17 protein-coding genes are annotated in these 17,432 nt (G+C 62.7%); 6 read left to right on the forward strand and 11 right to left on the reverse strand.

Annotated features, from left to right (window positions below):
• Positions 1 to 378 precede the first annotated feature (378 nt).
• Entirely contained in the window at positions 379 to 912 is a 534-nt protein-coding gene (locus IEW18_RS08095; RefSeq protein WP_188557340.1) for a hypothetical protein, read from the reverse strand.
• 462 nt (positions 913 to 1,374) lie between these two features.
• Between IEW18_RS08095 and IEW18_RS08100 the strand changes: the two genes are divergently transcribed.
• Positions 1,375 to 2,109: an SDR family oxidoreductase gene (locus IEW18_RS08100; RefSeq protein WP_188557341.1), complete on the forward strand. Its 735-nt coding sequence runs from the start codon at positions 1,375 to 1,377 to the stop codon at positions 2,107 to 2,109.
• Between the two features lie 87 nt (positions 2,110 to 2,196).
• Here IEW18_RS08100 and IEW18_RS08105 read toward each other — a convergent pair whose 3' ends face one another.
• From IEW18_RS08105 to pncA, 3 genes are all read right to left on the reverse strand, one after another.
• On the reverse strand, positions 2,197 to 2,751 hold the full coding sequence (locus tag IEW18_RS08105) for a GNAT family N-acetyltransferase (RefSeq protein WP_188557342.1): 555 nt from the start codon (positions 2,749 to 2,751) through the stop codon (positions 2,197 to 2,199).
• Positions 2,752 to 2,853: 102 nt separating this feature from the next.
• Entirely contained in the window at positions 2,854 to 3,948 is a 1,095-nt protein-coding gene (locus tag IEW18_RS08110) for a mechanosensitive ion channel family protein (protein WP_188557343.1), read from the reverse strand.
• A gap of 90 nt (positions 3,949 to 4,038) precedes the next feature.
• Entirely contained in the window at positions 4,039 to 4,629 is a 591-nt protein-coding gene (pncA, locus tag IEW18_RS08115; protein WP_188557344.1) for a bifunctional nicotinamidase/pyrazinamidase, read from the reverse strand.
• Between the two features lie 156 nt (positions 4,630 to 4,785).
• Here pncA and IEW18_RS08120 point away from each other — a divergent pair, with 156 nt between their 5' ends.
• Complete coding sequence (locus IEW18_RS08120) at positions 4,786 to 5,214, forward strand: BLUF domain-containing protein (protein ID WP_188557345.1); 429 nt, start codon at positions 4,786 to 4,788, stop codon at positions 5,212 to 5,214.
• Between the two features lie 108 nt (positions 5,215 to 5,322).
• Positions 5,323 to 6,252 (forward strand): hypothetical protein, encoded by a 930-nt coding sequence (locus IEW18_RS08125; RefSeq protein WP_188557346.1) that lies wholly within the window; start codon positions 5,323 to 5,325, stop codon positions 6,250 to 6,252.
• 217 nt (positions 6,253 to 6,469) lie between these two features.
• Here the strand turns inward: IEW18_RS08125 and IEW18_RS08130 are convergent, their stop codons facing one another.
• Positions 6,470 to 6,991, reverse strand: a complete 522-nt coding sequence (locus tag IEW18_RS08130) for a 2'-5' RNA ligase family protein (protein ID WP_188557347.1) — start codon at positions 6,989 to 6,991, stop codon at positions 6,470 to 6,472.
• A 152-nt stretch (positions 6,992 to 7,143) separates the two neighbouring features.
• On the opposite strand from IEW18_RS08130, the gene IEW18_RS08135 reads away from it, so the two are divergent.
• Positions 7,144 to 7,953: a class I SAM-dependent methyltransferase gene (locus tag IEW18_RS08135; RefSeq protein WP_188557348.1), complete on the forward strand. Its 810-nt coding sequence runs from the start codon at positions 7,144 to 7,146 to the stop codon at positions 7,951 to 7,953.
• Positions 7,954 to 8,038: 85 nt separating this feature from the next.
• Here IEW18_RS08135 and IEW18_RS08140 read toward each other — a convergent pair whose 3' ends face one another.
• Positions 8,039 to 9,565, reverse strand: a complete 1,527-nt coding sequence (locus tag IEW18_RS08140) for a T9SS type A sorting domain-containing protein (RefSeq protein WP_188557349.1) — start codon at positions 9,563 to 9,565, stop codon at positions 8,039 to 8,041.
• A 323-nt stretch (positions 9,566 to 9,888) separates the two neighbouring features.
• Here IEW18_RS08140 and hutI point away from each other — a divergent pair, with 323 nt between their 5' ends.
• A complete protein-coding gene (gene hutI / locus IEW18_RS08145) occupies positions 9,889 to 11,154 on the forward strand; it encodes an imidazolonepropionase (protein WP_188557350.1) in 1,266 nt (421 codons plus the stop codon).
• Between the two features lie 85 nt (positions 11,155 to 11,239).
• Here the strand turns inward: hutI and IEW18_RS08150 are convergent, their stop codons facing one another.
• Genes IEW18_RS08150 through IEW18_RS08160 form a run of 3 tightly spaced genes read right to left on the reverse strand, consistent with a single transcriptional unit; the run spans position 11,240 to position 14,416 of the window.
• Positions 11,240 to 12,220, reverse strand: coding sequence for a hypothetical protein (locus tag IEW18_RS08150; RefSeq protein WP_188557351.1), 981 nt, complete (start codon positions 12,218 to 12,220; stop codon positions 11,240 to 11,242).
• A gap of 26 nt (positions 12,221 to 12,246) precedes the next feature.
• Positions 12,247 to 13,869 (reverse strand): hypothetical protein, encoded by a 1,623-nt coding sequence (locus tag IEW18_RS08155; protein ID WP_188557352.1) that lies wholly within the window; start codon positions 13,867 to 13,869, stop codon positions 12,247 to 12,249.
• Positions 13,862 to 14,416, reverse strand: coding sequence for an RNA polymerase sigma factor (locus IEW18_RS08160; protein ID WP_188557353.1), 555 nt, complete (start codon positions 14,414 to 14,416; stop codon positions 13,862 to 13,864). The genes IEW18_RS08155 and IEW18_RS08160 overlap by 8 nt, the downstream gene beginning before the upstream one ends.
• 229 nt (positions 14,417 to 14,645) lie before the next feature.
• Between IEW18_RS08160 and IEW18_RS08165 the strand changes: the two genes are divergently transcribed.
• Entirely contained in the window at positions 14,646 to 15,446 is an 801-nt protein-coding gene (locus IEW18_RS08165; RefSeq protein WP_188557354.1) for a PhzF family phenazine biosynthesis protein, read from the forward strand.
• Positions 15,447 to 15,547: 101 nt separating this feature from the next.
• Here the strand turns inward: IEW18_RS08165 and arsM are convergent, their stop codons facing one another.
• A complete protein-coding gene (gene arsM, locus IEW18_RS08170; RefSeq protein ID WP_188557355.1) occupies positions 15,548 to 16,516 on the reverse strand; it encodes an arsenosugar biosynthesis arsenite methyltransferase ArsM in 969 nt (322 codons plus the stop codon).
• A 52-nt stretch (positions 16,517 to 16,568) separates the two neighbouring features.
• Entirely contained in the window at positions 16,569 to 17,387 is an 819-nt protein-coding gene (locus IEW18_RS08175; RefSeq protein WP_229728649.1) for a DUF547 domain-containing protein, read from the reverse strand.
• Between the last annotated feature and the right edge of the window lie 45 nt (positions 17,388 to 17,432).

Below are 17,432 nucleotides of genomic sequence, written 5' to 3' on the forward strand. Positions count from 1 at the left end.
TTTGTTTGCCAAGAAACTGCTCGCCCCGCTTCTGGCAGGCTGCTTTCAGCCCGCAAGGGATGGTTCGGAACATCAGCCGCCGGGCCAGCGTCCCGCTTCTGTGAGGAAGTAAAAGTAGTACTGTTCTGCTACGGGTGCCGCAGGTGGTACCAGATGGCCAACACCAGCGCCCCTACGGCCACAACCGCCATCAACCCGTACACAACCAGGTTCTGGCGAAACTCTATCTCATCACGTTTCATGGCTGGCCGGAAGTAACTCGTGCCCTCAGCCTAACGGGCGAATAGGGCGGAAGTTGCCGGCCCGGCGCGCACAGGCTCCGAAAAGCGTCCGGTACCAAAAAAACCAAGGGCTTCCCTGGTTTTCGTTAAGCGGCAACTAGGCGGCTTCGTGGCTCACGGCCTGCCGGGCGGCTTGGTACTGGGCCACCAGCGGGGTGCTGGCTACCACCACGGTAGCGTAGCCCTTGGGCATCTCGGTATAAAGGAGCCGCACCTGAGGGTTCGTCCATTGCTGGGCCGAGGTAGCGGCCATCTGGCTGGGGCCGTAGGTGCGCGTGAGCAGGCTGTAAATGCCCTGGCAGTTGCTGGAGCCCAGCACGCGCACCTCCACGCAGCAGAGCAGCCCTTTGTAAAAGCCGTAGCTGATGCCCGTAACGGCGTAGCCCCCAATATTCAGGGCCTCATCGGGGCGGGTGTAATAGGTGATTTGCGAAGGCACGGAGCGCCGCTCCGGTACCAGGTGCCGAAACCGCTTCAGGGGGGCTCCCAGCCACGCCGCCCGCAAATCTGCCGCTACTTCCTTGTCGCGGAGGATGGGGGCCGTCGTCCGGGCCGGGGCGCCAGTGCCCGCCTGCACGCCACTCGGAGCAGCACTCAACAGGGGCAGCAAAAAAAGGAGGCAGTGCTTCATGAGCGGGCACCCAGGACAGGGCAGCTTGGTGGGCTGGATATCGAAGGGCGGAAGGTACATAAAAGTGCGGGGCAAACCCGCAGAAAATTTACTTTTTGCAATTTCGCCACTGCCCCGCCCGGCACGGCAAGTCCTGCTGCAATTACCCCCGCCTACCCCCAGCGGAGCCGGCCAACTCCCTGACGGCCCCGGCCGCAGAAGTTAACCAATGTGCCCTCCGGCGGTTGCTCACTTAGGAAGTCAGCCACTGCGGGCGGGCAGCCACGGACTTAGCAATTGAAACAGGGGCGGGCAGCAGCAATTTGCGGCGGAGTTGCCGGCGAAGCAGCACGCTTGCTGCCACTTCCAACAATACCGCAGGCAAGGCACTCGGTAGCAGCGCGGTGTGCACGGGCTCTGCGTGACGGCCGGCCTCATTTGTTTGACTTAATCCTTACTTATCTAACCCGTAAAGAGCGTAGCATGAACCTGGCAGGAAACACAGTATTGATTACGGGCGGCGCGTCCGGTATTGGGCTGGCCCTGGTTGAGCGGTTTCAGCGGGCCGGCAGCACGGTGCTGGCCGTGGGTCGCCGCGAAGACAAACTACAGCAGGCCCGGCAGCACCTGCCAGGGCTGCTTACCCGGGTCTGCGACGTGGCTGAGGCCGCCGAGCGGGTAGCGCTGGTGGAGTGGATTAGCCGCGAGCTGCCCGGGTTGAATGTGCTGGTAAACAACGCCGGCATTCAGCGCCGCTTCCAGCTAACGGAGGAAGAGGATTGGGAAACCCGGCGACAGGAGTTGGTAATTAACGTGGAAGCTCCCATTCACTTAACTACCCTGCTGCTGCCGCAGTTGCGCCAGCAGCCCCGGCCGGCCATTATCAACGTTACCTCGGGGCTGGCCTTTGCGCCCATGGCCCAGGCGCCTATTTACAGCGCCACCAAAGCAGCCCTGCACTCCTTCACGCTGTCGTTGCGGCACCAGTTGGCCACTACCCCCATTCAGGTGCTGGAGATTGTACCGCCCGCGGTAAACACCGACCTGGGCGGGGCCGGCCTGCATACCTGGGGCGTACCCGTTGATGACTTCGCCGACTCCGTGATGCAGCGCCTCGCGGCCGGCGAGCAGGAGGTCGGCTACGGCACCTCGGAAGAAATCCGGCGGGCCTCCCGGGAGCAGATAGACGCGCGCTTTACCCTGATGAATAACCGGTAGAACACCTGGCAAGCACGCGCCAAGGGGCGCCGCATTACCGGTTTAGTGATAATGCGGCGCCCCTTGGCGCGTGGTGTTGCCTAGTTGTTAAGCCGCGTCAGCGGGCAAGGGGGCGGGCAGGGCGGCCCATTCGTGGTCGAGCATGCTCATTTCAATCAGGCTCCAGTATTCGCCCTCGTACTTAAGAATGTCGCGGGAGCAACCTTCGCGCTGCATACCGGCGCGGCTGTACGCCCGGATGGCGGCCTCGTTGAAGTCGTACACGCCCAGGTCGATGCGGTGCAGCTGCAGTTCTTCAAAGCCGAAGCGGAGCACTTCCGTGAGCATATGGCGGGCAAAGCCCTGGCCCCGGGCTTGCGGATCAATAAACACCCGACTCACGCGAGCCGAGCTGTTTTTCTGGCTGATGCCGCCCAGGGAAATATGGCCGACTACGGTTTCAGTAGCGGTGTCAATGGCTTTAAAAATGAACACGTCCGGCGACTGTAGCTCATTGGCATCCTGCACGTACCATTCCAGCTTTTCGCGGTTCAGGGGGAAGTTAAACATGGGACCCGACCAGTTCATGAGCAGGCGCGGCGAGTCAATCCAGGCAATCAGTTGGTCGAAATCAGAAGGGGTGAAATATTCCAGACGAATCATGTAGTGCGTAGCCGCTTACTGCTTCTGGAAATAGTACCAGAGGTAGCCGCCTAATCTACAAATATACGTCGGAAAAGCCTATTTTCACTTAATTTCGCGAAGTTAATATTCGCTCGGGGCGGACGTAAATGGTTGGTCCGGGGCCTCCACCAGCGTCCGGGTTTTGGGGAGGCTTTCGGGGTAATGCTGCTGAATAAACCCGACCAGCTGCTCCCGTACCGCGCAGCGCAAATCAAAGGCCCGGCTAGAGTTGGCCGCGCTTACCAGGCACCGCAACTCCAGGGTACGTTCCTTGGAATCCGTGACTTGCAGCACGCACACCCGCTGGTCCCAAAGCGGATGTTCCTGCACCACGCGCTGCAGTTCCGCCCGCACGGCCTCCACCGGAATAGTGTAGTCGGTGTAGAGGAACACGGTGCCCAGCAGTTGGGCCGTGGTGCGAGTCCAGTTCTGGAAGGGCTTTTCAATGAAGTAGTTAAGCGGCAGTACCAGCCGCCGCTCGTCCCAGATGCGCAGCACCACGTAGGTAAACGTAATTTCCTCCACCCGGCCCCATTCGCCTTCCACCACCAGCACGTCATCAAGCCGAATGGGCTGGGTGAAAGCAATTTGAAAGCCCGCCAGCAGGTTGCTGATGGAGCGCTGGGCCGCAAAACCGATGATGACGCTGGCAATACCAGCCGAAGTCAGCAGCCCGGTGCCAATCTTGCGCACCGTGGCGAAGTTCATCAGAATCAGGGCCGTAGCCACAAAAATGATGAGCGTAACGGCCAGCTTTTTTACGAACTGCAGCTGGGTAAACAGCTTGCGCACCCGCAAATTGTCGTCGTCGGTGAGGCGGTAGTGATGCTGCACCAGGTCCTCAATCACGTCCACGGTTTTCACCAGGCCCCAGGCGAAGGTGGCCAGCAGGGCCGTTTCCACCAGCCGGCGGGCTACCTCCAGGGCCCGGCCATCGAGGTAGGTGAGCGGGAGCAGGAAGGAAAGCACCAGAATCGGGAAAAACCAGCCGCTGGGCCGGCTCAGATGCTGCAGCACCGACTGGGCCAGCAGGGACGGCTCGCGGCGGTGGTAGGCACTAAGTCCCCAGAAGGCCAGCCGCTTCAGCAGCCACCCCAGCAGCAAGCTACCCACCACTACGCCCACCGTGTACACCAGCAGCCGCAGCCGCTCCAGATCAGGGAAAAAATCAGCCATAGCACAGGCCCCACCCGAAAGGAACGGCCGGGGCGGGGCCTTTTTCTACCCTGAACTTCCCACAAAGGTTAGCCCAGTGGGTCCGGGCGCTTAACCCAGGTGGGCACCGCGCCGCAGCAGTTCTTGCCGGGCCTGGGCGTATCCGTCGGCGGAAATGGCGCGGGTAGCCGCTTCCAGAAACGTAATGGCAAAGCCTTCCTGCAAGGCATCGAGGGCCGAAAAGTTGACGCAATAATCGGCGGCCAGCCCGCACACGTGCACTTCTCGTACGCCGCGCCCGCGCAGGTAGTCGGCTAGGCCGGTGCTTTTACGGTGGCCGTTGTCGAAGAAGCCGCTGTACGAGTCAATTTCCGGGTTGGTGCCCTTGCGGAAGATGGCTTCAATGCGGTGCTGCTCCAGGGCCGGGCTGAATTCGGCCCCGGCCGTGCCCTGCACGCAGTGGTTGGGCCAGAGGGTTTGGGGTAGCCCGTGCAAGTCAATCAGCTCGAAGGGCTGACGGCCGGGGTGCTGGCTGGCAAAGCTCTGATGATCAGCCGGGTGCCAGTCCTGGGTAGCTACCACCAACTCGTACTGGCTCTGCAGCTGGTTTACGAGGGGCAGAATTTCGTGGCCACCCGCTACGGCCAAGGAGCCGCCGGGTAAGAAGTCATTTTGAATGTCAATCAACAAAAGTGCTTGCATGGACGTCAGGAGAAAAACTGGACGGTTGGACTTTGCCGGCCCAAATTAGGAAGCTGGGAAATCAAATAGGGATGAAATCAAGTCGACTGTAGTAGCACTCAACTCGTATTTTTTAGGACTAGGTAGCTAGGTTGAAAGTTTATTCTTACTCTCCCCATGAGTTCGCTCCATCATCTTATCTATCAAAGTAACGTAGTGGCCCGACTTTCGGCGCCCGAGCTAGGACGTTTACTGGAACAATGTCGCTTTCATAATCAGCAGGTCAACATTACGGGTGTGCTGTTGCACGATGGTAGCCGGTTTTTAGGAGTACTGGAAGGGGCCCCGGAAGCCGTGGCAGCCGTATTCAGCCGCATCGAGGCAGATTGCCGCCACACCGGCGTGCAGGTACTGGCCGATGGCCCTATTTCGCACCGGCAGTTTGCCTGCTGGACGATGGGCTTGGTGGATGACGTCAGCCAGCCCGGCGGAGTAGGCGGCGAGGCCATTCCGTGCATGCACACCGTGACGGATGCGGGCTTGTGGCTGCTGCTGCGCGAGTTTCAGGTGGGGGCGGGGCACCCGCTTCTTTCGCTGCCTGGTTAAGTGCCGTTGCGGGGCCGCGGCGCGCCGGGGCCCGGTTTCCTGCCTACCTTGCACGCCGTGGGCCCGAACCGCGCCGCTGGTGGCTGAGTGGGGGGCCTCGTTGTGCGTATGACTCTGTTTTCTACCCCGCGTATTTTCTGGTTGATTGGGTTGCTGGCGCTGCCGCTCGTGAGCGTGGCTCAAGGCGCTAGCCCGGCCCGGGCAGTGGCCGGCACCCAGGTCTGGCTGACGCCCCCGCCCGGCTTTACGTCCGCGGCGGGCCTGTCGGGCTTCCGGCGGGGTGGGGCCGTGCTGCAGGTGTATGATTTGAAGGGCAGCAACTATTACCGCCAGGCCGCTGGCTTCAACCCGGCGCGGTTTGAGGCCCGGGGCGGCAAGGTGCTGGAGTTTCGGGAAGTAGTCGGCACCTACCCGGCCCGACTGGTGCGAGTGCAGCTCGGGGCAGCCCAGGAATCAGCCCAGCTCCTTTTCGGCGACTCCACCTTTGCCGTGCTGCTGGATGCGCGCTACCCCGCCGCCGATACGGCTACCGCTACGGCCCTGCGGCGCAGCCTGCTTACGGCCACCTACCAGAAGGCCGGCCCGGCCAGCCCTACCTCCCTCGCCGACGCCGTATTTGCCCTGGAAGAGAAAAAGTCGCCGTTTGCCTTGGCCGAAGCTCAAAACGGGCAGTACACCTACACCCTGGGCGGGCAGCGCCGTCCCGACTACGGCACCGAGCCCGTCGTAACCATCACAACCCTGCCCTACAACCCCTCCCTTACCGCCGCCGATATCAGCCAGCAGGCCCTGGGCCGGCGCGCGGGCCTCACCGGCTACTCGGCCCGCAAGATGTCTTCCACGAAAGTAAACGAGCTGGTAACCTACGAAACCGAAGGGTTTGCGCAACTGCAGGGCCAGCGGGTGCTCGTGTACCAGCAAGTCAGCCTAATTGGGAGCACGGCCGTGGTGCTGCAGGGCGTGGCCCGCCAGGACTTCGACGCCGCCCTGGCCCAGTTCAAGTCCCTGACCCACACCATTACGGCCCGCAGGAAGTAGCAAGGGGGAAGTAGTTGCCGACTGCGGCCCAGCGCTTTCCCGCGGGCTTCGCCGGGTGGCAGTCTGGCAGGCTGAAGCTCTCCGTCCGGCGCAAGCAACTGCCAGCATCAGACAGCCAGGGCGGCGGTACGCGGAAAGGGTAGCGCCACCCTTAGTTGAAACGAGCCCGGCCCAAATTCATCTGCCCGGAAGTTTAACCAGGCAAATCACCCACACGCTACCCGCCCGTGAAGGCGAACTGCGCCAGCTGCTGCCAGGGGCCGTTCTGGTAGGCCCAAAGCGTGAGCCCCGTGCCCGTGGCCTCGAACGGGACGAACTGCGCCGCCAGCTCCTGGTGCAGGGCGCGAGCTACGGCCGGCTCGACTTTGTTTTGGACCGTAACGTGGGGCTTGAGGCGCTGCTGATCCTGGGGCGTCAGCCACGCGGCCCAGGTGGCTTGCAGCTGCTTATGCAGCTGTTGCAAGCTGTCATTCTGTAACTCGTAGGCCACCCCACGCCCCAGAAACCGCAGACCTGACACCCGCAGGGGCAGCACGGGAGTGTGGGCCGCTACCTGGGCCAGGTGGTCGGCAACGGCGGGAGCCTCCGGGCCGGGTAAGTGGTGAAACAGCGTGACATGGGCCTGCAGGTAGTTGCGCGCGGGCGGGAAATGCTGCTGGCGCAACTCATTGAAGTAGGCTTGCGCGGCCGCATCAAGCGTGAGCGTCAGAATAAGGGGCGCGGGGGTAGCTGAGAGCATAAAACAACAACGGGTACATCAGCAGTACGGGCTACCACCTCAACCAGGATGGGTAGGGCCCCGAAAAACGGCGGGGTTAGCACGGTAGCGGGCTACCCCTCGGCTGGTACGTGGTAGTTAGTGGGCCCGGCCAAACCCCGTATCTTGCCCCTATGCCTGACCACGCCACTTACCTGGAACTCAACCGCGCGCTTTGGAACGCCAAAACCGAGTATCATTTGCGCTCCGATTTCTACGATGTAGCCGGCTTTCGGCAGGGTCGAACTTCGCTCAAGGAAATTGAGCTGGCCTTGTTAGGGGACGTGCGGGGGCAGCGGGTGCTGCACCTGCAGTGCCATTTCGGGCAGGATACTCTTTCCCTGGCCCGGCTTGGGGCCCAGGTAACGGGCGTCGACCTTTCCGATGAGGGAATTAAAGCCGCCCGCCAGCTGGCCACTGACCTGCAGCTGTCCGCCGAGTTCGTGTGCTGCGACGTGTACAGCCTACCCGCACATCTGCCCCCGGAGCCCGGCTTCGACCTAGTGTACACCACCTACGGCGTGCTGGGCTGGCTACCCGATCTGGACCGTTGGGCGGCCGTGGTACGCCGTTACCTGCGCCCCGGGGGCCGGCTGCTCCTGGTGGAAATGCACCCGGTAGTCTGGATGTTCGACAGTCAGTTTACGCGGGTAGAGTACAGCTACTTCAACCGGGAAACCATTGAGGAAATAAGCGTGGGAACCTACGCCGAACCAGAAGCCCCACTGGCTAACCCATCCGTATCGTGGAACCACGACCTGGGCGAAGTACTGGGTAGCCTGCGCCGGCAGGGCCTGGAGCTGACCGACTTTCAGGAATACGACTTCTCGCCCTACAACTGCTTTGCGGGCATGCAGGAAACCACGCCCGGCCGTTTCCAGCTCGCGGCCCTGCCCGGCAAGCTCCCCCTGATTTACTCCCTGCTGATGCACCGGCCCGCGTAGCGGCATCACACGGCAGAAGGCCAAAACCATAGGCCCGCAGCACTGCCGCGGGCCTATGGTTTTAAGCAGCAGAAAAGCCAAGTGGTTAGTTGCCCGGACCGGCCAGTACTACTCGGGCGGTGCTGGTAGCGCCGGCCTGCTGCACCCGCAGCAAGTACAGCCCGGCCACTAGCCCCTGGGTGGGCACCTGTACAGGGCCAACACCCGCCGCCGATTGGAGGTGGCGTACCACCTGGCCGCGGGCGTTCAGTAAGTCCAGGCTGCTGGGCAGTTCCGGGGCGGGTAGCAGCACCCGCAGCTCTTCCCGGGCTGGATTGGGGTAGGTGGTGACGGTAAGCGGCTCGGTACTTACTACCTGCACCGAAGAGTAGGCCACGCTGCCATCCACATCATGCATGGCGAGGCGGTAGTAGGCCTTACCGGCCAGCGGGTAAGGGTCGGTGGCGGTGTAGCGTTGGCCGCTGGGCCGGTTGCTGGCCTTCACCCGGGTTACGGGCTGCCAGTTGGTGGCCGTGGCGCTGCGCTCCACTTCAAAGTATGCCGCCAACTGCTCGCTCGACGTCAGCCAGCGTAGTTGCACTCCGCTGCCCGCCCGGGTAGCCCGGAAGCTGACCAGGGTAACGGGCAGGGGCAGGGCGCCGGGCAAACTCACGGCGTCGCCGCGGGAGCAGCCGAAAGCTGAGCCGTAGGAGCTGCCGGAGTAGTTGCCGGTGAGGCGGTCAATCTTGTAGATCGTGCCCCCGTCGGCATCCACGGCGTACACGTTACCGTCGCGGTCCGTGAACATGGAGCCGATGTTTTGCTGGGTAGGAATGGGGGCAGTAGGAACGGTGGTGGTGCCGGCGGGAGCCGTAGCGGGGTTGCGGATGGTCAGGAATTTGTCTTCCAGCCCCAGGTAGCTGACCAGATTGCCGGTGCGCACGTCATACACCCAGTCCTGAATCCCACCTTCTGGCGCCGGGCCGTTGTCGCCGCTGGCCAGGTAAGCCTGCACCTGAGCTTGGTAAGTAGCTACCACGGCGGCCGTAGCGGGCTCCGACGTGTCCAGGGTAAGCCAGGCCGGAGCAGCCGTGGTGAAGGGTGCCAATTGAATGGTTCCTACGTACAGGCGCAGGTCGGCAATCCGGGTAGAACCCGTCAAGAAGTTGGCAATTACCCGGGCCGTGGCCCCGCCCACGTAATACTCCGAGCTGGCACCCCCATCCCCAATAAAGTTGAAGGTCTGGCGAATGTTGCGCACTTCAACCTCTCCAAAAACCAGCGGCGACAGGCCCGTAGTAGGAGCGGGCGGCGGGGTCACGGTGCCCAAACTGGTGGCCTGCGCCGTGCCCAGGGCCACCTGGTACAGGGTAGGGGGCGTGTCGAAGTTGGCCATCGTGACGGGCTGCTGCACGCTCATGGCGTACAGGCTCGTGGGGTTGGCGTCATCGAAGCCCAGGGCGTTCAGGATCAGCGGCGTAGTGCCATCCGTGACGGTTCCTATGGGAGTCAGGGAACCATCGGTATTTACTTGCTGCAGCACCGACGGGTTGCCCGCGCTGGCCGGACAAGGAGCCGTAACGGCGTAGCTGTTCGTGGGAAGTTGGGCCCAACCCGAATGTCCACTAAGCAAGATACAGAAGGAGAGTAGTGTTTTCTTCATTTTGGGAAAGGACCAAGGGTGAATGAAAATCAGTAAGTAGCTGAACGCTTACTGATTACTGGATAAGTAAGATAAGCAGAGACGGGCTATAAACTCTGGTTTCTCAGAAATGGATGCGCATTTTCCCTATTATATTTTACAATTCGTCTAAAAAATGTTCCACGTCGGCAGAAAAGTTACACGCCCGACAAGCCAATGGGTAACCTAGGCACCGGGCAAATCAAGCCGGTTGAATTAGCCGTCAGGATCTGCGCATATTTGGTTTTTCGACTACCCCACCCGCCCGCCCGACTATGTCCTACACCCTGCTTGTTCGCCACTGCAACCACCTGCTGACCATGGCCGGGCCTGACGCCAGCCGGCCCCTGGCGGGCCCAGCCTTGCGCGAGTGGCGCAGCATTCCGGATGGCTACGTGGCCTGCCGCCACAACCGGATTGTGGCCGTCGGGCCGATGACAGAACTAGATGAAGCACAGATAACGCCGGAAACGGAAGTGCTGGAAGCGCGGGGCCGGGTTGTGATGCCCGGGCTGGTGGAGTGTCATACGCACTTGGTGTTCGGCGGAAACCGCGCCGCGGAGTTTCAGCGCAAGCTCCAGGGCGAGTCGTACCTGGATATTCTGGCCAGCGGGGGCGGCATCCTGAGTACGGTGCACGCCACCCGCGCCGCCTCCGATGCCGAGCTGCTAGCCAATGCCCTCCACCACCTGGCCGGCTTCCGGCACTACGGCGTGACAACCCTTGAGGCCAAAAGCGGCTACGGGCTGGATGCGGCTACTGAGCTGCGCCTGCTCCGCATTGCCCAGCAGGCGGCCGCCTTGCAGCCCGCCCGGGTAGTTTCTACCTTCCTGGGGGCCCACGTACCCGGCCCCGAATACCGGGGCCGCCCCGCCGAATACCTGGCCATGCTGGCCGCGGAGGTGTTACCCCAGCTGCAGCCTGAGCAGACGCCCTACGTGGATATTTTCTGCGAGCAGGGCGCCTTTTCCGTGGAGGAGTCGCGCCGCTACCTGCTGCGGGCCCGGGAGCTGGGTTTTGGGCTGAAAATCCATGCCGAGCAGTTACACGATTTGGGCGGCTGCGAAATGGCCGCCGCCCTGGGCGCCGTGAGCGTGGACCACTGCGACTACCTCACGCCGGCCGGAGCGGCCCGCATCGCGGCCCTGTCGGGTGGGCGCACGGTGGGCGTGCTGCTGCCGCTGGTGCCGCTGTTTCTGCGTCAGGAGCAGTATGCGCCGGGCCGGCAGTTTATCGAGGCCGGATTGCCCGTTGCCATCAGCACCGATTTCAATCCTGGTTCCTGCCCCAGCAAAAACCTATGGTTGGCCTTGTCCGTGGCCTGCCTGAAAATGGGCCTGACGCCCCACGAAGCCCTGGCGGCAGTTACGCGCAATGCCGCCTGGGCCATCGGGCAGCAGCAGGAATGCGGCAGCCTGGAGCCCGGCAAGCGCGCCGACATCCTGGTGCTGGACGTGCCCACACCCGAAGAAATTCCCTACTGGCTGGGCGAAAACCCCGTACGCCAGGTTATCATCGGTGGCGTGCTGCAACAGAGCTAGTAAGAAGATGCACTCGTTCGAGCCGCGCATAAAAAAGCCCGACTGCTAAGGGCAGCCGGGCCGGGTAATAAAGTATCAACACGAACTATAATGTAGCTAAATCGGCTACCAGAGCAGCACGGGTAGTTTCCCTGAGCACGGGACTGAACCGGGTGCCCGCCGCCACAACGCCATCCTGGCGGCCATAGTAGAGTTTGCCCCCAAGGGTTTGAATAACCACTACGCTAATGGCCGCGCCGGCCGGCGCCCCACCCGTCTGGAAGGTGCCGGGCGCCGTGAAGTCGCACACCCGGAGGCTGCCGTTGAAGGCGCGGAAGGCGGCAAACACCATGGTATTTTGCTGAGGATCGACGTCTGGGCCGGCCACGTCAACTACAATGGGCTGGGGGCTGGGTGTGCCATAAAACCGGTCGCAGTTAAACCAGCCCATGCCGGCATCAAACAAAACCTTTCCGATTTCAAGCCGGTACCCGGAAGGCGTGGGGCTGAGGCTGGATTGCGGGTCCGGATTGAGAAGCCAGGTAAAGCAATTGGTGGTATTAACGCCGGGCACGGGAGCCACAAACAAGCGCATGGAATCCCGGCTGGCCAGGTTAGGCGGATTTTGGGTCTGAATCTGGATGGTGGTGCCGGGGCTCAGGCGCAGGCTGGAGTCTTGGGCCGGCTGCAGGAACACTTCGCCCGCCGATTCCAGTAGTCGCCCGCTGGCCACGGTAGGCCGGTTGCTGAGAATCATGCCGGCCTTATCGAAAATCTCCCGCAGCTCCAGCACCACCGGCCCGGTAACGGGCTGCCCGTTCGCCCGCAGAAAGGCCCGGGCCGGAATCGTTACCCTCGTGCCCAGGGCGCCGGTAAACTGATTTTGGCGGGTAGGGTCGTAGGTAAGCCGCTGGGTAGGCGCCCCCAGTTGGGTCAGTACCTCGGTAATGGTGGCGGGAGTGCCTGGGCCGGGAGTTGGCGTGCTGCCATCCTCGCAAATAATCAGGTCGGAGCCGGAATTACAGCCCGAGAGCAACGGCAGCACCAACAGCAGGGCCGAGAAAAGGAAATTCTTGCGCTGAATCATAATAGGAAGAGTTATTGAATAAAAAATTAGTGTTTGCGCGGGTCCAGGTCCCAGGAGTAGCCGGCCTGGATGCCCAAGCTCCAAGGGCGGCGTGCGGCCCGCCCCGAGGCCTGGTTAGTTAAGGAGTTTAAAAACAGGTGGCCCTGCGGGCGAACCGTAAACCACTGGCCCGGAGCAAATTGATACTGGGCAAAAACTCCGGCATTCAGCAGCAGGCTCGTCCGCTCAAAAGGAGAGGTGGTGCCCACACCGGGCTGCCACTGCCGCTGCGAGCAGTTACAGGCAGTGCCTTCCGTGGTGCGCGCACCGGTGAGCAAGGCCAGGGTACCGCCCCCCAGCACGCCCAGCCGCCACCGCTGGTTGCCCTGCAGGGTGTAGTGAACCTGAAGAGGCACCATTACAAACCGGTACACGTCGCGGAAATTGATGGCCCGGGTCCCCACAGTGTCCTGGCCCGCTTTGCTGAGCTGGTAGCGCAGGGAGGTAGCGTACTCCGCGTAGCCTATCCCCGCCGATACGGTGAGCTGGCGGGTTAGGGCGTACGCGCCACTGGCCTGCGCCGAGAACCCCACCCCCGGGCGCTCTAGCTGCTCCAGCTGCGTGGCCCCGTTGCCCACGGCCCGGTAAGTAAGCCCCGTACCGGCCAGCAGCTGGGCGCTCCACCCGCGCAGCAGCAGCTCCCGCCGCGAGGGCCGGGTGCGGGGCCGGCGCTTGGCCCGTACTTCTAGCTCCTCCTGGTCCATAGCCGGGGGCCGGACCGCCAGCAAAGCCAACGGCTCGTTGCTAACCCGGGCCGCGGCCGCCTTCCGCCCTGCAAAATCCCGGGCCGAAGTAGGCTCGAAGGTTGGACGGCCATCTGCGCTCTGACCCGCCGTTTTTCGGCGAGGCGAAGCGGCGGAGCGGCCAGTTAAGCGCAAGGCAACTGATTGGCGGGCCGAGCTTCGGGTAGCCGCGGCCGTTTCCGGATGGCCCGCAAACGAAATCCGGCGTGGTTGCACGCCCCTAGCGCGGCGGCTCCCAACTAAAGCCGCCACCCCTGCCTTACGCGAGGAAGCCACCGCTCGCCCAGTTTTGGGGGCCACTGGCTCGGTAGTAAGTTCCTCGCCTTGAGGTTTCTCACCTTCAGAATAGGTAGGGGGTGCCGAAACCAGCCGCTGGAACGGCCACCGGGGCAGGTTGTGCCGGCGACGAAGCGGGCGGAAAGGAGCAGTGAGGCTGGCCAGAGCATTATCGTTTGGCAACTGCGTAGCTGCAGCCCCGGCCGAATCGGCTGCTGCCGGGGTAGCCCGCCCGCCATCCGCCAGTCCGGGGCCGGCGGTTGGGGCAACTTCCCCGGTGCCAGCCGAGGTAGGAGCTGCCGGTTGAGTTGTACCGGCGGGCTGGTTCTGCCCCGACAGGAGAGCTGACCAGCCAGAACGCCGGGCTGCTGTTGGCGCGAATTGTTCTTGCCAGGGGCGCGTGCCCAAGGTCAGGCAAATCAGGGCGGTAGCCAGCAGCAGCAAGGCCGCTAGTGGCCGGCGCCGGCGCCGGGGTTGCGCGGGTAGCTGCTCCTGAATGCTGGCCCACAGGCCTTCGGGGGGGGCGCTGCCGTAGCCTTCCAGCTTGCGGCGTAAGTCGTGGTAGAGGTCTTCCGATTCGTGTTCAGTCATTGTAGTGAGGCGTATGAGCCTGCAAAAGCAGGCGTTCTTCCAGCAGACGACGGGCCCGGGAAAGCTGAGATTTGCTGGTGCTTTCCGAAATGCCTAATAATTCCCCAATCTCGGCGTGCGAGTACCCTTCAATGGCGTACAGGTTCAGAACGGTGCGGTAGCCCGGGGGCAGCCGACTAATCAGGCGCACCACGTCTTCCGCCGACAGCTGGTCGAAGGGGGTGCCATCGGGGTGGTGCAGGTCGGCGGCTTCCTCGCACTCGGTGTGGGGGCCGCGCTGCTGGTGCTGGTGCCAGAGGTTGAGGGAGGTAGTAACGGCAATGCGCCGGGCCCAGGCCTCAAAAGGCCCCTGCCCCCGAAACTGGTCAAGGCGGGTAAAAATTTTTACAAAGGTGAGTTGCAGGGCGTCTTCCGCCTCGGCCCGGGAGGGGCAGTAGCGCAGGCATACACCCATCAGCTGGTAGCTCAGCCGCTCGTATAAAGCCCGTTGCGCCGTGGGGTTCCCTCGTCGGCATCCTTCTAGTAATGCATCAATAGATTCAGGCATAGGCAGCCGCGGATAAAAAGGGTAGGATGTCGTACGCTAGCGTTCTGCAGCCATGACCGGCCCGGCTGGGCGGGGGTTGCGTGGTAGCTTAACTATTTTCTGAACCCTATATTCTGAGTCGGCCCTGCCCTTAGTGTAGGGCGGCTCCAGCATATATTATATGGCCGGAACGCGTAGTTTCGGCGTCTGATCTGTTTTGCTGACTCATCCTTTTACCCTTCGCCACCCCATGCTCCAGCCCCTCTACCAAGTGGATGCCTTCACTGACCGGCCCTTTGCCGGCAACCCGGCCGCCGTGTGCCCGCTCACGGCCTGGCTGCCCGCCGAAACCATGCAGGCTATTGCCGCCGAAAATAATCTGGCCGAAACCGCCTTCTTTGTGCCGAAAACGGGCAACGAGTACGAAATCCGCTGGTTTACGCCCGCCGTGGAGGTGGAGCTCTGCGGGCACGCTACCCTGGCCTCGGCCCACGTCTTATACCGCCACCTTAACTTTCAGGGGCCGGAAATCGTGTTCCACTCCACAAGCGGCCCGCTACGGGTAAGCCAGGGCCCGGAAGGCCGGCTTACGCTCGATTTTCCGGCTCGCCCGCCCCAGCCACTCAGCACCCACCCCGATGGCCTGCTCGATGGGCTCCGGGCTACCCCGCTCAGCATTCTGGCCGGCCCCGACCTGGTGTGCCTGTTTGCCAGTGAAGCCGAAGTGCGTGCCCTGCACCCCGACATGAGCCACCTGGCCAAAGTAGAGTACCGCGCCGTTATTGCCACCGCCCCCGGCACCGATGGTATTGATTTCGTGTCGCGCTTTTTTGGGCCCCGCGTGGGTGTGCCCGAAGACCCGGTGACGGGCTCAGCCCACACCACCCTGGTACCGTACTGGGCCGAGCGCCTCAACAAAACCACCTTCCATGCCCGCCAGGTTTCGGCCCGCGGCGGCGACCTATGGTGTGAGCTGCGCGGCGACCGGGTGCTGATGAGCGGCTACGCCGTAACCTACCTGAAAGGTGAAATTGAGCTGGGCGCCGCGTAAGCCAGCTGCCACGCTTGGCCTACCTTCCTAACCTAAAAAAAGCCTGGGGCCCCCGCCGATATATCGGCGGGGGCCCCAGGCTTTAAGGGATAGTTGGCTGCTTAGCAGCACCCGCCACCGTCGTAGAAGTAGGTGGAGGGCGACACGAAGATATCGTTGCGGCCCAGGGCCAGCAGGGCGCCGGCGGTTTTGTCGCAGACGGCCAAGGGCTGATTTTGCAGCAGTACGTGGCCTTTCTGGTCGTCTAGCAGCTCGTCGGGACCGTAGTAAATGGCCGTGCGGCCGGTGAAGATGCAGGGCCCATCGGCGGGCATGGGGTCCTTGATGGCGCACACCTCCACGCTCTCAATGTAAATCAGCTCCTCGGTGGCGTAGTGCTGGGGCGAGAGCACCCGGTAGGCGCGCTTGGCCCGCACTTCCACCGTGCCAAACCCCACGGAGGTAATCAGGTCCAGGTACTGCTGCAGGGGTAGGGAGCCGGTCAGGCACAGGGCCCGCAGCCGCTCGTCGGCGCGCAGCTGCTCACTCATGGGCTGCTCGCAGGTCGGGTCCGACATTACCAGGCGGCCGTGGGGCTTGAGCACCCGGTAGGTTTCCTGTAGGGCGCGCTGTAAATCATCGAGCTTGAAGATGTTAAACAGGCAGTTCTGGGCCGCTACGTCCACGCTTTCGTCGGGCACGGGCAGGTGTAGGGCATCACCGGCCCGCAGCTCCACAAACTCGCGGCGGAACCACTCGTTCTGGGCTTCCGCTTCCAGCATGTTGGCGCGGGAGGCTTCCAGCATTTCCGGCACCACATCCACGCCAATAACCGCGCCTGGGCGCCGACTGAAGTAGGCAAACTGCAGTAGTTCCATGCCGCCGCCCACGCCCACGTACAGCACGGTAGGGCTGCCCGTCAGGTCGCGGGGGTTCACGGTGCTGCCGCAGCCGTAGTTCATGCACAGCATGCGCTGCGGAATGCGCAGGCCGGGCAGCTGCCACACGGGGTTGGTGGTGCAGCACAGCCCCACCTGGGGCTCTTGGGCCGCCTGGCGGTACACATCGGCGGTAGTTTCTAAGTAGCTCATCGGAAGGAAAGGGTAGGAAAGTAGGCGCCAAAAGCGGCCCGGGCCGGGCGGCTTACTGCTTGTTCAGGTTCCAGTTATAGTCCAGGTAAGACACCTGCGCGTTGTCGTTCATTTTGGTAGCCGAGTAGCGGTTCACCCATTTTGCCACCGACTGCCCGTTCTTTTCCCAGTCGCTCTTATACCAGTCGAAGTACTTGGACAGCTGGGCCTGGGTCTTGCCCACCTGGTTTTTGGCCTTGTTGTTCAGGAAGTCCCGGCCTTGGTCGTCGAGCTGCTGGTTAAGCCTGGCGGCCGTGTAGGCTTCCGGGCGCAGGCGCGGGCACGAAATAGAGGCGCAGACCAGGGCAAAGTGAATGCGCGGGTCGTCGAACTGCTTGCGCAGGATGTTGTGCTCGATGTGGTCCAGGCTCATCTTCTGGCCCCCAATACTGAAGAATTTGGCCGCCCAGGGCGTGGTCACGAACGGAATCTGAATTTTCGAGCCAATGTCCTTGATGCTTTGCAGGGGGTAGTGGTCGAGGATGAGGCGGAGGGTATAGGCGTTGTAGGCGTTGATCCAGTAGGCCATCTGCTCAGGCTTGCTCCAGCCAGCGGCCGGCGGATTCTTGCTGAGTGAGGCCAGGTACTGATTGAACTCCTTCTCATCGGCCTTGAAGCCGACGTAGCTTACCAGGCCTTTTTCATTGACGTGTTTTTTCAGCAACCGCTCGTAGGTGCCGTGGTCCACGGGGGTGGGGGCGGCGGGCAGACTTCGGGCGGGGTGGGCCGCCGGGCCCGGCCCGGCGTGGCAAGGGAGGAGGCTGGCGGCCAGCAGCGGCAGGGCCAATAGGGGCAGGAGGGACTTGGTCAGGTTCTTCATTGGAGCAGACATACGGTAAACAAGGGCGCGGAAGATGCAGCCCCAGCAAACTTCCCT

The organism is Hymenobacter glacieicola, from assembly GCF_014640315.1.
In the GTDB taxonomy this organism is placed as follows: domain Bacteria; phylum Bacteroidota; class Bacteroidia; order Cytophagales; family Hymenobacteraceae; genus Hymenobacter; species Hymenobacter glacieicola.

Excerpts from the sequence above, each read along its gene's own strand:
- IEW18_RS08095 (WP_188557340.1), bottom strand. The coding sequence starts at position 912 with ATGAAGCACTGCCTCCTTTTTTTGCTGCCCCTGTTGAGTGCTGCTCCG.
- IEW18_RS08100 (WP_188557341.1), top strand. The coding sequence starts at position 1,375 with ATGAACCTGGCAGGAAACACAGTATTGATTACGGGCGGCGCGTCCGGT.
- IEW18_RS08105 (WP_188557342.1), bottom strand. The coding sequence starts at position 2,751 with ATGATTCGTCTGGAATATTTCACCCCTTCTGATTTCGACCAACTGATT.
- IEW18_RS08110 (WP_188557343.1), bottom strand. The coding sequence starts at position 3,948 with ATGGCTGATTTTTTCCCTGATCTGGAGCGGCTGCGGCTGCTGGTGTAC.
- pncA (WP_188557344.1), bottom strand. The coding sequence starts at position 4,629 with ATGCAAGCACTTTTGTTGATTGACATTCAAAATGACTTCTTACCCGGC.
- IEW18_RS08120 (WP_188557345.1), top strand. The coding sequence starts at position 4,786 with ATGAGTTCGCTCCATCATCTTATCTATCAAAGTAACGTAGTGGCCCGA.
- IEW18_RS08125 (WP_188557346.1), top strand. The coding sequence starts at position 5,323 with ATGACTCTGTTTTCTACCCCGCGTATTTTCTGGTTGATTGGGTTGCTG.
- IEW18_RS08130 (WP_188557347.1), bottom strand. The coding sequence starts at position 6,991 with ATGCTCTCAGCTACCCCCGCGCCCCTTATTCTGACGCTCACGCTTGAT.
- IEW18_RS08135 (WP_188557348.1), top strand. The coding sequence starts at position 7,144 with ATGCCTGACCACGCCACTTACCTGGAACTCAACCGCGCGCTTTGGAAC.
- hutI (WP_188557350.1), top strand. The coding sequence starts at position 9,889 with ATGTCCTACACCCTGCTTGTTCGCCACTGCAACCACCTGCTGACCATG.
- IEW18_RS08150 (WP_188557351.1), bottom strand. The coding sequence starts at position 12,220 with ATGATTCAGCGCAAGAATTTCCTTTTCTCGGCCCTGCTGTTGGTGCTG.
- IEW18_RS08155 (WP_188557352.1), bottom strand. The coding sequence starts at position 13,869 with ATGACTGAACACGAATCGGAAGACCTCTACCACGACTTACGCCGCAAG.
- IEW18_RS08160 (WP_188557353.1), bottom strand. The coding sequence starts at position 14,416 with ATGCCTGAATCTATTGATGCATTACTAGAAGGATGCCGACGAGGGAAC.
- IEW18_RS08165 (WP_188557354.1), top strand. The coding sequence starts at position 14,646 with ATGCTCCAGCCCCTCTACCAAGTGGATGCCTTCACTGACCGGCCCTTT.
- arsM (WP_188557355.1), bottom strand. The coding sequence starts at position 16,516 with ATGAGCTACTTAGAAACTACCGCCGATGTGTACCGCCAGGCGGCCCAA.
- IEW18_RS08175 (WP_229728649.1), bottom strand. The coding sequence starts at position 17,387 with ATGTCTGCTCCAATGAAGAACCTGACCAAGTCCCTCCTGCCCCTATTG.